This window comes from Streptomyces sp. PCS3-D2 (genome assembly GCF_000612545.2).
GTDB lineage: Bacteria > Actinomycetota > Actinomycetes > Streptomycetales > Streptomycetaceae > Streptomyces.
In genome coordinates this window covers 4,760,735-4,774,305 of record NZ_CP097800.1, presented here as the reverse complement: position 1 = coordinate 4,774,305, position 13,571 = coordinate 4,760,735, and the positions used below count along the sequence as shown (strand labels likewise).

The 13,571-nt window shown below is 70.0% G+C and carries 15 protein-coding genes; 5 read left to right on the top strand and 10 right to left on the bottom strand.

Translation table 11 applies throughout. The features are described from left to right. The first annotated feature begins 5 nt into the window (after window positions 1-5). Window positions 6-1,229, top strand: coding sequence for a PTS transporter subunit EIIC (locus AW27_RS20980; RefSeq protein WP_172671356.1), 1,224 nt, complete (start codon window positions 6-8; stop codon window positions 1,227-1,229). 122 nt (window positions 1,230-1,351) lie between these two features. On the opposite strand, the gene AW27_RS20975 is transcribed toward AW27_RS20980, so the two are convergent. Then, window positions 1,352-2,104 carry an MBL fold metallo-hydrolase gene (locus AW27_RS20975; RefSeq protein WP_037923355.1) on the bottom strand — a complete coding sequence of 251 codons (753 nt, stop codon included), beginning with the start codon at window positions 2,102-2,104 and terminating at the stop codon, window positions 1,352-1,354. 195 nt (window positions 2,105-2,299) lie between these two features. Here AW27_RS20975 and AW27_RS20970 point away from each other — a divergent pair, with 195 nt between their 5' ends. Then, complete coding sequence (locus tag AW27_RS20970) at window positions 2,300-2,719, top strand: hypothetical protein (RefSeq protein WP_037923354.1); 420 nt, start codon at window positions 2,300-2,302, stop codon at window positions 2,717-2,719. Then, window positions 2,719-3,099, top strand: a complete 381-nt coding sequence (locus AW27_RS20965; protein WP_037923352.1) for a DUF488 domain-containing protein — start codon at window positions 2,719-2,721, stop codon at window positions 3,097-3,099. Before AW27_RS20970 ends, AW27_RS20965 begins: the two co-directional genes overlap by 1 nt. Before the next feature lie 165 nt (window positions 3,100-3,264). On the opposite strand, the gene AW27_RS20960 is transcribed toward AW27_RS20965, so the two are convergent. The 7 genes from AW27_RS20960 to clpS all read right to left on the bottom strand — a co-directional run bounded on the left by AW27_RS20960 (window position 3,265) and on the right by clpS (window position 8,014). Beyond that, window positions 3,265-4,215, bottom strand: a complete 951-nt coding sequence (locus AW27_RS20960; RefSeq protein ID WP_037923349.1) for a PLP-dependent cysteine synthase family protein — start codon at window positions 4,213-4,215, stop codon at window positions 3,265-3,267. Further along, window positions 4,215-4,502: a MoaD/ThiS family protein gene (locus tag AW27_RS20955; protein ID WP_037923346.1), complete on the bottom strand. Its 288-nt coding sequence runs from the start codon at window positions 4,500-4,502 to the stop codon at window positions 4,215-4,217. Before AW27_RS20955 ends, AW27_RS20960 begins: the two co-directional genes overlap by 1 nt. 96 nt (window positions 4,503-4,598) lie before the next feature. Continuing rightward, window positions 4,599-4,706 (bottom strand): putative leader peptide, encoded by a 108-nt coding sequence (locus AW27_RS34440; RefSeq protein WP_311736929.1) that lies wholly within the window; start codon window positions 4,704-4,706, stop codon window positions 4,599-4,601. 77 nt (window positions 4,707-4,783) lie between these two features. Next, window positions 4,784-5,206: a M67 family metallopeptidase gene (locus tag AW27_RS20950; RefSeq protein ID WP_037923344.1), complete on the bottom strand. Its 423-nt coding sequence runs from the start codon at window positions 5,204-5,206 to the stop codon at window positions 4,784-4,786. Between the two features lie 122 nt (window positions 5,207-5,328). Then, entirely contained in the window at window positions 5,329-6,768 is a 1,440-nt protein-coding gene (locus AW27_RS20945) for an amino acid permease (RefSeq protein ID WP_037923342.1), read from the bottom strand. A 320-nt stretch (window positions 6,769-7,088) separates the two neighbouring features. Further along, window positions 7,089-7,700: a DUF2017 domain-containing protein gene (locus tag AW27_RS20940; protein WP_037923340.1), complete on the bottom strand. Its 612-nt coding sequence runs from the start codon at window positions 7,698-7,700 to the stop codon at window positions 7,089-7,091. Beyond that, window positions 7,700-8,014, bottom strand: coding sequence for an ATP-dependent Clp protease adapter ClpS (gene clpS / locus AW27_RS20935; protein ID WP_052030818.1), 315 nt, complete (start codon window positions 8,012-8,014; stop codon window positions 7,700-7,702). Before clpS ends, AW27_RS20940 begins: the two co-directional genes overlap by 1 nt. Window positions 8,015-8,094: 80 nt before the next feature. Between clpS and AW27_RS20930 the strand changes: the two genes are divergently transcribed. Together AW27_RS20930 and AW27_RS20925 are read left to right on the top strand one after the other, a co-directional pair. Next, window positions 8,095-9,423, top strand: a complete 1,329-nt coding sequence (locus tag AW27_RS20930) for a nicotinate phosphoribosyltransferase (protein WP_037923336.1) — start codon at window positions 8,095-8,097, stop codon at window positions 9,421-9,423. 325 nt (window positions 9,424-9,748) lie between these two features. Next, complete coding sequence (locus AW27_RS20925; RefSeq protein ID WP_037923333.1) at window positions 9,749-10,348, top strand: nicotinamidase; 600 nt, start codon at window positions 9,749-9,751, stop codon at window positions 10,346-10,348. Window positions 10,349-10,431: 83 nt separating this feature from the next. On the opposite strand, the gene AW27_RS20920 is transcribed toward AW27_RS20925, so the two are convergent. Beyond that, window positions 10,432-10,734 carry a hypothetical protein gene (locus AW27_RS20920; RefSeq protein WP_030825287.1) on the bottom strand — a complete coding sequence of 101 codons (303 nt, stop codon included), beginning with the start codon at window positions 10,732-10,734 and terminating at the stop codon, window positions 10,432-10,434. Between the two features lie 116 nt (window positions 10,735-10,850). Then, on the bottom strand, window positions 10,851-13,202 hold the full coding sequence (locus AW27_RS20915; RefSeq protein ID WP_037924240.1) for an immune inhibitor A domain-containing protein: 2,352 nt from the start codon (window positions 13,200-13,202) through the stop codon (window positions 10,851-10,853). Window positions 13,203-13,571 lie beyond the last annotated feature (369 nt).

Here is a 13,571-nt window from a genome sequence, read left to right as displayed (position 1 = left end):
GCGTGATGGCCGTCATGCAGCGCATCGGCCGGAGCCTCATGCTCCCCGTCGCCGTGATGCCCGCCGCCGCGCTGCTGGTCCGCTTCGGCCAGGACGACATGCTGGCACGTGCCTCGTTCCCCGACTTCGTCCAGAAGCTCGCCGGATACATGGCCGCCGGCGGCGACGCCATCCTCGGCAACATGGCCCTGCTCTTCTGCGTCGGCATCGCGATCGGCTTCGCCAAGAAGTCGGACGGCTCCACCGCGCTCGCGGCCGTCGCCGGCTACCTGGTCTTCCAGAAGGTGCTCGCCACCTTCACCGACAGCAACCTCCCCAAGGTCGCCAAGGTCGTGGAGGGCAAGATCGTCCACGTCGACGCCCCGGTCAACGCCGGCGTCCTCGGCGGCGTGGTGATGGGCATCGTCGTGGCCCTGCTGTACCAGAAGTTCTACCGGACCAAGCTGCCGGACTGGGCGGGCTTCTTCGGCGGCCGCCGCCTCGTCCCGATCCTGTCCTCGTTCGCCGGCCTGGCGATCGGCATCGTCTTCGGCCTGATCTGGCCGGTCCTCGGCACCGGCATCCACGGCTTCAGCGAGTGGCTGGTCGGCTCCGGCGCCGTCGGCGCGGGCATCTTCGGTGTTGCCAACCGTGCGCTCATCCCGATCGGCATGCACCACCTGCTCAACTCCTTCCCGTGGTTCCAGGCGGGCACGTACAACGACGGCGGTACCGACTACCACGGCGACATCGCCCGCTTCCTGCACGGCGACCCGACCGCGGGCCAGTTCATGACCGGCTTCTTCCCGATCATGATGTTCGCCCTCCCGGCCGCCTGCCTCGCGATCACCCACGCGGCCCGCCCCGAGCGCCGCAAGGTCGTCGGCGGCATGATGTTCTCCCTCGCGCTCACCGCCTTCGTCACCGGTGTGACCGAGCCGATCGAGTTCACCTTCATGTTCATCGCCCCGGTGCTCTACGCGATCCACGCGGTCCTGACCGGCGTCTCCATGGCTCTGACCTGGGGCCTCGGCATGAAGGACGGCTTCGGCTTCTCGGCCGGCGCGGTCGACTACCTGCTGAACCTCGGCAAGGCCACCAACCCGCTGGGGCTCGCGATCGTGGGCCTGTGCTTCGCAGTCCTGTACTACGTGATCTTCCGCTTCGCGATCACCAAGTTCAACATCCCCACGCCGGGCCGCGAGTCCGACGAGGAGCTCGCCGAGCTGGTCAAGGCCGAGGCCAAGTAGGCAGGCCGGACGCCCCGTACCCGCCGAAGCCCCCGCTCTCCCCTCTCCGGGAGGGCGGGGGCTTCGGCGTGCGGGCGAGGGAGCGAGGGAACGAGCGGGCGTCGCCGGGGACCCGGTGGCGCTCAGACCTCGTAGACCGCGCCCGCGTACGCCAGGTCCACCGGGCCGTCGTAGACCGCGCGGGCGTCGGCCAGGTTCTGCGCGGGATCCGTCCACGGCGGGATGTGGGTGAGGACCAGCCGCCCCACGTTGCCGCCGTGCGCGTACGCGCCGGCCTCGCGACCGTTGAGGTGGAGGTCCGGGATGTCCTCCTTGCCGTGCGTGAAGGAGGCCTCGCAGAGGAAGAGGTCGACGCCCTCGGCGAGCCGGCCCAACTCGGGGCAGGCACCGGTGTCCCCGGAGTACGCCAGCGAGCGTCCGCCGTGCTCGATGCGGATGGCGTACGACTCGACGGGGTGCGCGACCCGCTCCGTGCGCACCTGGAAGGGGCCGATCTCGAAGGCTCCGGACTTCAGGGTGCGGAAGTCGAAGACCTCGCTCATCGAGCGCTCGTCGGGGACGTCGTCGTAGGCCGTGGTCAGGCGCTTCTCGGTGCCCTCGGGCCCGAAGACGGGGATGGTGCCGCAGCGGCCGCCCTCGTGGCGGTAGAAGCGGGCGACGAAGTACGCGCACATGTCGATGCAGTGATCGGCGTGCAGATGGCTCAGGAAGATCGCGTCGAGGTCGTAGAGACCGCAGTGGCGCTGGAGATCGCCGAGGGCACCGTTGCCCATGTCGAGCAGCAGCCGGAAGCCGTCGGCCTCGACGAGGTAGCTCGAACAGGCCGATTCCGCGGACGGGAACGACCCCGAACAGCCGACGACGGTGAGCTTCATGGAGCGTGAACCTCCGTGGACGGTCCGTGGACGGAATGCGGGCCGTGCGTGGGTCGAGCGTAAGGCGCGAAACGTCCGGTCGCTCCTCCGCGGCAGGCCGTTGTGGGGGGAATCACCTGCGCTGTCACCCGGGGGAGCGACGGCGGGCACGAAGGTTGCCGTGCCGCGGTCGGCCCGCGCGGCTACGGTCGGAACATGGACACGTCCTGGTGGCCCGCGGTGGCCGCCGTCGTGGCCCTGGCATTGGTGATGCTGATCGCCGGGGGGCGGCTGGGGGTCCCGCGCCGGACCCCGCCCGCGCACGGTCCCGGTCGGCCGCCACACCCGCGGGCGGGTGAACTGTGGACCCTGGCGGACGGCCGGACCTGCCTCGTCCTGGGCGTGGGACCGGCACGGGAGCACCGGGCGCGGGTCGCGTGGATCACCGCGAAGTACGACGACCGGCGGGCCGGGGTCATCCCACTGCCCCCGGGGACGGTGGGGGCGCAGGGCCGCGCGGCCTTCCTGGAGGCGGACCGGCCGGAGGAGGTGTCGTTGTGGGAGTTCCGGGCCCGGCTGGGGATGCTGGACCCGGCAGTGTGGGACGAGGTCAAGGGACTGGGAGGCGGTCGGTGATGCCGGAGATCCGCTTGCGGCGGGTGTACGACCCCCCGGAGCCGGGAGCGGACGGGCTGCGGGTGCTCGTGGACCGGCTCTGGCCGAGAGGCCTGGCGAAGGCGGCGGCGGGCGTCCGGGGGCACCTCCCAGCGGTAGCTGGGGGAGAGTGGCCGAAGGCGGTCACCCCGTCGACGGAACTGCGCAAGTGGTTCCACGACGGGGGCTCGGCCGACGAGTTCCGCCGGCGGTACGAGGCGGAGCTGGCGGAACCGGAGGCGGTGGCGGAGCTGGCCCGCCTGCGGGGCCTGGCCGGGACCGGGCCGGTGACGCTGTTGACCGCGGTCAGGGATCCGGGCTCCAGTCACGCCGCCGTCCTCGCGGAACACCTTTCGGCCTGACGGCCCGGCCGCCGCGCAGGGCTGTTGCCGGGCCCCGCCGGCGGGCCGGGCCCGGGGGCCGCCGCCGGTCACGCCCCGAGTCCTCGGGGCCGAGAGCCCAGAACCCGGAACCCGGAACCCGGAACCCGGAACCCGGAACCCGGAGCATGATCCGCCGAGCAGGCCCTAGGCCCAGAGCTGGCCCTGGAGGACCTCGATGGCCTCCTCCGTCGTCGCCGCGGTGTAGACGCCGGTCGAGAGGTACTTCCAGCCGCCGTCGGCCACGACGAAGACGATGTCGGCCGTCTCGCCGGCGGCCGCCGCCTTGCGGCCGACGCCGATCGCCGCGTGCAGGGCGGCGCCCGTGGAGACGCCGGCGAAGATGCCCTCCTGCTGGAGCAGCTCCCGCGTGCGGGTGACCGCGTCCGAGGAGCCGACCGAGTAGCGGGTGGTGAGGACGGAGGCGTCGTACAGCTCGGGGACGAAGCCCTCGTCCAGGTTGCGCAGCCCGTAGACGAGGTCGTCGTAGCGCGGCTCGGCCGCGACGATCTTCACTCCGGGAACGTTCTCGCGCAGGTAGCGGCCGACACCCATCAGGGTGCCGGTGGTGCCCAGGCCGGCCACGAAGTGAGTGATCGACGGGAGGTCGGCGAGGATCTCCGGGCCGGTGGTGGCGTAGTGCGCGCCGGCGTTGTCCGGGTTGCCGTACTGGTAGAGCATCACCCAGTCCGGGTGCTCCGCGGCCAGTTCCTTGGCCACCCGGACGGCGGTGTTGGAACCGCCGGCGGCCGGCGACGAGATGATCTCGGCTCCCCACATGGCCAGCAGGTCGCGCCGCTCCTGGCTGGTGTTCTCCGGCATGACGCACACGATGCGGTAGCCCTTGAGCTTGGCCGCCATCGCCAGCGAGATGCCGGTGTTGCCCGAGGTGGGCTCCAGGATGGTGCAGCCCGGCCGGAGCCGGCCGTCCTTCTCGGCCTGCTCGACCATGTGGAGCGCCGGGCGGTCCTTGATCGAGCCGGTCGGATTGCGGTCCTCCAGCTTGGCCCAGATCCGGACGTCTTCCGACGGGGACAGCCGGGGCAGCCGGACCAGCGGCGTGTTGCCGACCGCTGCCAGCGGGGAGTCGTAGCGCATTACTTCGATCCGCCGGCCACGGCCGGGAGGATGGTGACGTTGTCGCCGTCCTTGAGCGCGGTGGAGATGCCGTCGAGGAACCGGACGTCCTCGTCGTTGAGGTAGACGTTCACGAAGCGTCGCAGCTGGCCGCCGGCGGCCTGGTCGACGAGCCGCTCTCGGATGCCGTTGTGTCGGGTCTCCAGGTCCGCGAAGAGGTCGGCGAGCGTGGCGCCCTCGCCGTTCACGGCCTTCTGGCCGTCGGTGTAGGTGCGGAGGATGGTGGGGATGCGGACCTCGATGGCCATGGCTGGGCTCCAGTCGTCAGGGCGTGGGCGTGGCAGGTGTGCGGGGGAAAGCGGGCGCGCGTTCGTGCGGGCCCCCGCATGCGGGGGCTCCGGTGCTCAGGCGGCAGGACAGATGGCGCTGGCGAGGCGGCACAGGTCGACGTGCAGCCGCGCCACGAGCAGCAGCCTGCCGGGCGTCTCGATGCTCACGTCGTGGGAAACCATGCGGTCATGTTAACGATTCCCGGTCCCCGGTTTGGAGTGTGATCCCGCATCGTGGACGCCGTCCGCTCACATGATGGTCAGTAGGTCTCGACGACCTGCACTTCTTCCTCGGTGATCACGCCGTCGACGATCCGGTACGAGCGGAACTGGAACTCTCCGAGCCCGTCCTTGTCCGCGGTGGAGACCAGCACGTAGTGCGCGCCGGGCTCGTTCGCGTAGGTGACGTCCGTGCGCGAGGGGTAGGCCTCGGTCGCGGTGTGCGAGTGGTAGACGATCACCGGCTCCTCGTCGCGGTCGTCCATCTCGCGGTAGAGCGTGAGGAGGTCCTTGGAGTCGAACTCGTAGAACGTGGGCGAGCGGGCCGCGTTGAGCATCGGGATGAACCGCTCGGGGCGGCCGGTGCCCGCCGGGCCTGCCACCACACCGCACGCCTCGTCGGGGTGGTCCTGGCGGGCGTGCTCGACGATCCGGTCGTACAGGGCCTGGGTGAGGGTCAGCATGAGCGACAGGATAGACAGACGGGCCCTGCCGTACCGAGGGGTGGTACGACAGGGCCCGCATGGTGGACAGGATGTCCACGGGAGCAGGGCTCCCGGCCGTGACAGGCGGCCGGGAGCCGCCGTCACGACGCCTTGGTGAAGGCGGCTCCGCGGGGATCGCGGTTCTTCATGACCAGGTAGGAGACGCCCAGGACGGCGCCCCACAGGGGGGCGCAGTAGAGCGAGACGCGCGCGTCCTTGTCGGCGCCCATCATCACGATGACCATCGCGATGAAGGCGAGCGCGAACCAGCTGGTGTACGGCGCTCCCGGGGCCCGGAACCTCGACCCGGGCAGCTCGCCGCGGTCGGCCTTGGCCCGGTAGCGGATCTGGCAGACCAGGATCATGATCCAGGCCCACATGCCGGAGATCGTGGCGAAGGAGACCACGTAGTCGAAGGCCTTGCCGGGGGCGACGTAGTTGATCCAGACGCCCACGAGCATCAGCGCGGCGGAGAAGGTGGTGCCGACGAGCGGGGTGCCGCTCCGGGTGAGCTTGGTGAAGACCTTCGGGCCCTGGCCGTTGAGCGCGAGGTCGCGCAGCATGCGGCCGGTGGAGTACATGCCCGAGTTGCAGGAGGACAGGGCGGCGGTGAGGACGACGAAGTTGACGATCGCGGCGCCGATGCCCAGCCCCATGCGCTCGAAGGCGGCGACGAAGGGCGAGACGCCCGGCTGGAAGTGGGTCCACGGGACGACCGAGAGGATCATGATGAGCGCGCCGACGTAGAAGACGGCGATGCGCCACGGCACGGTGTTGATGGCCTTGGGCAGGGTCTTCTCGGGGTCCTTGGACTCACCGGCGGTGACGCCGACCAGCTCGACCGCGAGGAAGGCGAACATCACGATCTGCAGGGTCATCAGCGTGCCGCCGATGCCCTTGGGGAAGAAACCGCCGTCGTTCCACAGGTTGGCGACGGAGGCGGTCTCGGCGGCGTCGGAGAAACCGATGGTGAGGATGCCGGCGCAGATCAGGATCATGCCGACGATGGCGGTGACCTTGACCATGGAGAACCAGAACTCCAGCTCGCCGAAGAGCTTCACGGAGATCAGGTTGGCGCCGTACAGGACGATCGTGAAGATCAGCGCGTAGGCCCACTGCGGGACGCTGTCGTGGGTCCAGTACGACATGTACTGCGCGGCGGCGGTGACCTCGGTGATGCCGGTGACCACCCAGAACAGCCAGTACGTCCAGCCCGTCACATAGCCCCAGAACGGGCCGAGGAACTCGCGGGCGTAGTCCGAGAACGAGCCCGAGACCGGGCGGTACATGAGCAGCTCGCCCAGGGCCCGCATGATGACGAAGATGACCAGGCCCGCGATCGCGTACGCCAGGATCAGGCTGGGGCCGGCCTTGGAGATCGCCTTGCCGGCGCCCAGGAAGAGGCCGGTGCCGATGGCTCCGCCGATCGCGATCATCTGGATCTGGCGGGCGCCGAGCGTCCGGTGGTACCCCTCGCCACCGTCGTCCCGGGTGCCCTCGCCGGGCGTGTTGCCGTGCTGCTCGACCTGCACTGAGGTCATGTCTGGTGCGCCTTTCTCCACTGCCGACCCGCGCCTTCGCTGGCTGCGGATCGGGTCCTCGATCCCCCCGGATACGGATGGAGTTGCACGCCGGCGGTCTGCCGGTCCAAGCAGGCCGGGAGACATGGGTGGCGTCTCTCCGGCGGTCGTGAAGATCTATCACGTACCCACGGCCGCCCGAGGGGGAGAAAAGTGGCGCACCACATCAAATTTTCCGGACAAACATCAACGATCATGACAGATCACCGCATGGCGGTGATCTGATCGTTATCCGGATTTGAGCGTCCGCTGAGCGAACAATGCCGTGCTTTTGAAGATCCTCAGAGGGTTTCGATCAAGGATTCCTGGAGTCCGCCGAGCCACAGGTACGCCATCACCATCGGCTTGCGCGGGTCCTCGTCCGGCAGCCGGAAGAGCGCGGCGCTCTCGTCGTCCTCGGTGATGTCGAGCCGGGCGGCGAGGGTCAGGCGCAGGTCGTTCAGCCCGCCGAGCCAGCGCAACGGCAGCTCGCCGGTGAGCTCCAGCACGGCCGCCCCGTCACCGGCCGGGGTGAGCCCGTCCAGGCTGCGGACGAGGGCCAGCGCATCATCGCGCTTGCGGGCGCGCAGGTCGTTCTCGGTGTACCGGCGGAACTCCGCGGCGCGGGCCTTCAGCTCCACCGGGTCCACACCCTCGTCGCCGGTGCCGTCCGGGGAGCCGTAGGCGTCGGGGAAGAGCCGGGCCAGCGCCGGATCGGACGGCGGCTCGCTGGGGCCCTCGGCGAACAGCGCGGCGAGGGGGTCGGCGTCCTCGGCCGGCTCGGGGTCGCCGGGGCCGATCAGCTCCAGCATCTGGACGGCCAGGGAGCGCAGGATGGAGATCTCGATCTCGTCCAGCGCGATGGCGGCGCCGCCGCCCTTCAGGGACTCGAACATCCCGGTGTTCCGGCCCATCAGTTGCGGTCCTGGGAGAGGGTCGCCCACAGGCCGTAGCCGTGCATGGCCTGCACGTCGCGCTCCATTTCCTCGCGGGTGCCGCTGGACACGACCGCCCGCCCCTTGTGATGGACGTCCAGCATCAGCTTGTGCGCCACGTCCTTGGAGTAGCCGAAGTAGGCCTGGAACACGTACGCCACGTAGCTCATGAGGTTGACCGGGTCGTTGTGCACCAGGGTCACCCAGGGAACGTCAGGTTCCGGGACCGCGAAGGTCTCTTCGGCCGATTCGGTGCGTTCGATCTCAATGGGAGCAACACTCACTCGTCCCATGCTGCCATCGTGACGGGGCGGTTGCACAAACGGGACCCACATCTCGTCACTTTGACGAAATGTGCGCTAGCATCGCCGCCATGAACCCTGCGGACCTGGGCCTGCCGGTGGACGTGCCGTCGACAGCGCTCTTCACGGACCATTACGAGCTCACGATGCTGCAGGCCGCCCTGGCCAACGGCACGGCCGACCGCCGCTCGGTCTTCGAGGTGTTCACCCGGCGGCTCCCCGAGGGGCGCCGCTACGGTGTGGTCGCGGGGACCGGGCGGGTGCTGGACGCGGTGGAGAACTTCCGCTTCGACGGCGCGGTGCTGGAGTTCCTGCGCGAGCGGGCCGTCGTCGACATGCGGACGCTGGACTGGCTGGCCTCGTACCGCTTCTCCGGCGACATCTGGGGCTATCCGGAGGGCGAGGTCTACTTCCCCGGCTCGCCGGTCCTGCGGGTGGAGGGCAGCTTCGCCGAGTGCGTACTGCTGGAGACGGTGATCCTCTCGATCCTCAACCACGACTCGGCCATCGCGGCGGCCGCCTCACGGATGTCCTCCGCGGCCGGCGACCGCCCGCTGATCGAGATGGGGGCCCGGCGCACGCACGAGCTGGCGGCCGTCGCCTCGGCGCGGGCCGCGTACGTGGGCGGCTTCGCCTCCACCTCCGACCTGGCGGCAGGCTTCCGGTACGGCATCCCGACCGTCGGCACCAGCGCGCACGCCTTCACCCTGGTCCACGACAGCGAGCGGGACGCCTTCACCGCGCAGGTGGCCTCGCTGGGGCGCGGCACCACCCTCCTGGTGGACACCTACGACGTGGCCGAGGCGGTGCGCACCGCCGTCGAGGTGGCGGGCACCGACCTGGGCGCCGTACGGATCGACTCGGGGGACCTGCTGCTGGTGGCCCACCGGGTGCGCCAGCAGCTGGACGAGCTGGGGGCGACCGCGACGAAGATCGTGGTCACCTCGGACCTGGACGAGTACGCCATCGCCTCGCTGGCGGCGGCCCCGGTGGACGCGTACGGCGTGGGCACGCAGCTGGTGACGGGCAGCGGGCACCCGACGTGCTCGATGGTCTACAAGCTGGTGGCGCGCGCCACCTCGGCGGACCCGAAGGCGGCGCTGGCCCCGGTGGCGAAGAAGTCCACCGGGGGCAAGACCTCGATCGGCGGCCGCAAGTGGGCGGCCCGCCGCCGGGACGCCGACGGGGTCGCGGCGGCGGAGGTGATCGGCGTGGGACCGGTTCCCTCGGCCCTGGCCGACCAGCAGCTGCTGACGCACCTGGTCAAGGCCGGCGAGGTGGTCGCCCGCGAGCCGCTGGAGACGGCCCGCGACCGCCACCGCGCGGCGCGCGCGGGTCTGCCGCTGTCGGCGACCCAGCTCTCGCGGGGCGAGGCGGTGATCCCGACCGAGTACGTTTAGGGCTGTGGCCGCACGGTGTGCCGGCTCGTACCGTCCGGTGCGGTGCATGGCACGGCGGAGGGCCGCAGCTCGCACTCGGCGAACTCGCGCGATCCGACACCGCTGCGAGGCGCCGTGCCGGAGGCCGTGGGGCGGTGAACCCGTCCGGCCACAGCACAGGGCGTGTCGCACGGACCCGCCGAAGGGGCTCCGGCGTTTGAGGCGCGGGGATCCGGGGGCAGAGCCCCCACGCGGCGCAGCCGCCGTGCGGCACCGCGGGAAGGGGCGGGGAAGAGCCCCCGTACGGCCCGCCGCCGCACCACGACAACGAACCGAAGGACACGTCATGCACCGCGCACTGATCGTCGTCGACGTACAGAACGACTTCTGCGAGGGCGGCAGCCTCGCGGTCACCGGCGGAGCCGACGTCGCCGCCGCCATCACCGAGCTGATCGGGCAGGCCACCGCCGGATACCGGCACGTGGTCGCCACCCGCGACCACCACATCGACCCGGGCGCGCACTTCGCGCACCCGCCGGCCGAGCCGGACTACGAGTCCTCCTGGCCGGTCCACTGCGTGGCCGGGACCGAGGGGGTCGGGTTCCACCCGAACTTCGCGCCCGCCGTGGCCTCGGGCGCGGTCGCCGCGGTCTTCGACAAGGGCGCCCACGAGGCCGCGTACAGCGGCTTCGAGGGCACCGACGAGAACGGCGAGGGCCTGGCCGCCTGGCTGCGGGAGCGCAACGTCGCCGAGGTCGACGTCGTCGGCATCGCCACCGACCACTGTGTGAAGGCCACCGCACTCGACGCGGCCCGCGCCGGCTTCACCACGCGCGTCCTGCTGGACCTGACGGCGGCCGTGGCCCCGCACACCACCGAGCGGGCCCTGGAGGAGCTCCGCGCCGCCGGTGTGACCCTCGTGGGCGCGACGGGGCCCCGGTCCTAGACGCCCCGGAGGCCCTGGACGCCCCGGAGGCCCTGGACGCCCCGGAAGGCCCTGGCGTCCCGGCCCGGGGCCCCGCCGCGTCCTCAGGTGCCCAGCAGGGCCCTGATCGGATGCCAGAGCTCCTGGGCGCGATCGGGTGCGCCCCGCCAGAGCAGGCCGTCCGGGTGGTGCAGGACGGCCGTGACCTCGTCGGGTGTGGGCGGCTGTGCGTTGCCCCGCAGGTACACCGCCCGCATCCCGAGGTTCCGCAGCCTGGTCAGGGCGCGGGCCCGGTTCGCGGCGTGCACCAGCACGCGGACATTTCCGCCCTCACCGGACGGCCTCGGCAGCGTGAGCGCAACGACCACGCTGCCGCCTGGCAATCTGACGAAACCTCCACCGGGCATGTCGGTCATCTCCCCCGTCAATAAGAACCTCGTACCGGGGCATCTAAACGCGATCGGCCGCCGCCCGCTAGAGGGCGACGGCCGATCATGCTTTGACCTGCGATTTTACCGAAATACTACTTCGAGGGGCCGACCTGGACGGTCATGACCTCACCGTCGTAGGTCTCCTTCAGGATCTTGATCTTGGTGTTGGTGTCAGTGACCTTCACCGATCCGGTCGGGTTCTCGTCGTAGTAGTACTTGCCCTTGTGGTCGTCGAAGACCAGGTTCGCGCGCTTCGGCTTCAGGAACAGCTCCTCGCCGTTCTTGTGCAGCGTGAAGGCGTCCGTCGAGTACGCGCTGAAGGTGGCGTCGTACGGCTGGATCTTGTTGCGGAGCAGGGTGCCGTCCGCCCACTTCATCGGCTTGGCGTTGGCGTCGATCGGGAGGATCAGACCCTGGCCCGGGTGCTGGCTGGTGTTGTTGTCCTTCTGGGAGGTGTCCCACTGCCAGATCAGCAGGCCGTCCTGGTACGGGTAGTGCTCGACCCAGTCCGGACGGGTGTTGCCGAAGCCGAAGTTGTACGGGCCCACCTTGAGGGTGGAGTCGTACGACACGTAGCGGCGGTTCTCGGCCAGGTAGTACTGCGCGTAGTCCTTGGTGAAGCCCGCGCCGATGCGGGAGAAGCCCTTGCCGGTCCAGCCGTTGTCGCCGTTCTCGGCGCCGTCGGTGAACAGCACGGAGCCGTCCGCGGTGATGGAGAGGGCGTCGGCCGTGAAGCCCTTGCCGCCCGCGCCGCCGTCCGTCTGGTAGCGGAAGCGGAGGTCGAACTTCTTGCCCGCGTAGGCGTCGAGCGGGAAGTTCAGGTTCTTCCAGGCACCCGAGACACCGGTGAGCGACGGGCTACCGGCGGCGTCGACCGGGATGGCCGTGCCGTCGGCGGTGCCGGCGAGGGCGGTCCAGTTGGCGCCGCCGTCCGTGGACACCTCGGTGTAGAGGTAGTCGTAGTCGGCCTCGATGTCCCACCAGCCCTTGAGGGACAGGGCGGCGGACGTCTTGCCCGTCAGGTCGACGGAGCGGGTGAGGGTGTTCTTGAGGTCGTCACCCATGTTGCTCCACCACTGGGTGGAACCCTCGGCGGGAGCGACGACGTCCGTCTGCACCTTCTTCTTCGGCAGCTCGACGACCAGGGCCTGCTTGTCCTTGGTGTTGAACGCCGACACGCCCAGCTTGTGGGTGGACTGCGTCGCGGCCTTGGCCGTGTCGTAGTTCAGCCAGCCCAGCTGGAGCTTGTCCCAGGCGGTCATGTCGCCCGGCATGTCGCCGATCGACTCCTTGCCGGTGCCGAGCCAGGAGCCGGCCGACATCAGGGACCAGAAGCCGACGCTGTTCTCGCCGCCACCGGAGGTGTCGTAGAGGTCGGGCAGACCCAGGTCGTGGCCGTACTCGTGGGCGAAGACGCCGAGGCCGCCGTTCTCGGGCTGCATCGTGTAGTCGCCGACCCAGATGCCGGAGTCGCCGATCTGGGTGCCGCCGGCCTTGTTGTTGTCCGGGCCGGTCTTGCCCGCAGAGGTGCCGTAGGCGTACCAGCGGTGCGCCCACAGGGCGTCGGGGCCCTGCACGCCGCCGCCGGCCGACTCGTCCTCGCCCGCGTGGACGATCTGGAAGTGGTCGATGTAGCCGTCGGGCTCGTTGAAGTTGCCGTCGCCGTCGAAGTCGTAGCGGTCCCACTGGTCGTACTCGGCCAGCTTCGCCTTGATCTGGGCGTCGGTCTTGCCGGCCTTCTTCTGCGCGTCCACCCACGCGGTGACGCCGTCCTTGACGGTGTCCCAGACGTTGGCGCAGTTGCTCTGGCCGCAGTAGTTGGAGCCGTAACGGGCCTCGTTGTACGGGACCTTGACCCAGTCGGCGACCTCGCCGTCGACCGAGTAGCGACCCGAGGAGGTCTTCTCGTAGTACGTCTTCAGGGAGTGCTTGCCCTCGCCGGTGGCGAAGTACAGGTCCTGGAAGTGCTGACGGCTGAAGTCCTCGCGCCAGGCCGTGCTGTTGTCCTTCGCGCGGTCGGGCTGCGCGATGGTGTTGTGCAGCGGACCGGGGGTGCCGCCGTACTTCGGGACGGCCGGCTTGGGACCGGGGCCGTCCGGGTCGTACATGGTGGTGTTGTCGACCTGGTCGCCGAACTCGACGAGGATCGTGAAGATCTTGTCGGTCTTCTCGCGGCCGAGCTCGACGTACTTCTTGTCGTCGAGCTTGACGACCTTGGAGGCGCCGCGCTGCTCGACGCCCTTCTTGCCCTGGAGGACCTGGTCCAGAGCGGCCTTGCGCTGCTCGGCCTGCTGCTCGCTGAACGGACCCTTGAGGTCGTGCTCGACGACCTTGGCAGGGCTGGTCGGGTCCTGCCGGTCGGCCACCGGGGCGGCCGACGGCCTGCCCTCGGCCTGGGCCGCGGTGATGGTGAAGAAGGTCGCACTGGTCGCACACGCGGCCATGGTCACGGTGACGGCGGCAGCGCGAATCGCACGCCGTCTGGCGGAATTGCTGGTCACTTGATGTGTTCCCCTCCCGCGGCCGCAACGTCTGAGTTCGGAACTTCTCCATAGGAGCGGGGGGTTCCGCGCGGCGCGCGTCTCAAGTGACGACATTTGACCGGAGAGACGCGAGAAAAGACAGACCTTGACTTGAACCTTACAACTGCACTATGCGGTCAGGGAGTTCCGCTATCCGGACGTTCCGCAGCCATACGGGGCGAAGGACCCTTCCCGACGCTCCGACAGGTCCGTAGCGTCCCCTTTCTCCCCCTGCGGGGCGCGAAAAAATGATCCCGTGCGCCCCCTGTGCTCCGGCACCGTGTGTTAGGT

Coding starts and splice junctions, on each gene's coding strand:
- AW27_RS34440 (WP_311736929.1), bottom strand. CDS start 4,706: ATGGTTTCCCACGACGTGAGCATCGAGACGCCCGGCAGGCTGCTGCTC.
- AW27_RS20965 (WP_037923352.1), top strand. CDS start 2,719: ATGCCGGAGATCCGCTTGCGGCGGGTGTACGACCCCCCGGAGCCGGGA.
- AW27_RS20925 (WP_037923333.1), top strand. CDS start 9,749: ATGCACCGCGCACTGATCGTCGTCGACGTACAGAACGACTTCTGCGAG.
- AW27_RS20915 (WP_037924240.1), bottom strand. CDS start 13,202: ATGGCCGCGTGTGCGACCAGTGCGACCTTCTTCACCATCACCGCGGCC.
- AW27_RS20980 (WP_172671356.1), top strand. CDS start 6: ATGGCCGTCATGCAGCGCATCGGCCGGAGCCTCATGCTCCCCGTCGCC.
- AW27_RS20945 (WP_037923342.1), bottom strand. CDS start 6,768: ATGACCTCAGTGCAGGTCGAGCAGCACGGCAACACGCCCGGCGAGGGC.
- AW27_RS20950 (WP_037923344.1), bottom strand. CDS start 5,206: ATGCTGACCCTCACCCAGGCCCTGTACGACCGGATCGTCGAGCACGCC.
- AW27_RS20970 (WP_037923354.1), top strand. CDS start 2,300: ATGGACACGTCCTGGTGGCCCGCGGTGGCCGCCGTCGTGGCCCTGGCA.
- AW27_RS20940 (WP_037923340.1), bottom strand. CDS start 7,700: ATGGGCCGGAACACCGGGATGTTCGAGTCCCTGAAGGGCGGCGGCGCC.
- AW27_RS20955 (WP_037923346.1), bottom strand. CDS start 4,502: ATGGCCATCGAGGTCCGCATCCCCACCATCCTCCGCACCTACACCGAC.
- AW27_RS20920 (WP_030825287.1), bottom strand. CDS start 10,734: ATGCCCGGTGGAGGTTTCGTCAGATTGCCAGGCGGCAGCGTGGTCGTT.
- AW27_RS20975 (WP_037923355.1), bottom strand. CDS start 2,104: ATGAAGCTCACCGTCGTCGGCTGTTCGGGGTCGTTCCCGTCCGCGGAA.
- AW27_RS20960 (WP_037923349.1), bottom strand. CDS start 4,215: ATGCGCTACGACTCCCCGCTGGCAGCGGTCGGCAACACGCCGCTGGTC.
- AW27_RS20930 (WP_037923336.1), top strand. CDS start 8,095: ATGAACCCTGCGGACCTGGGCCTGCCGGTGGACGTGCCGTCGACAGCG.
- clpS (WP_052030818.1), bottom strand. CDS start 8,014: ATGGGACGAGTGAGTGTTGCTCCCATTGAGATCGAACGCACCGAATCG.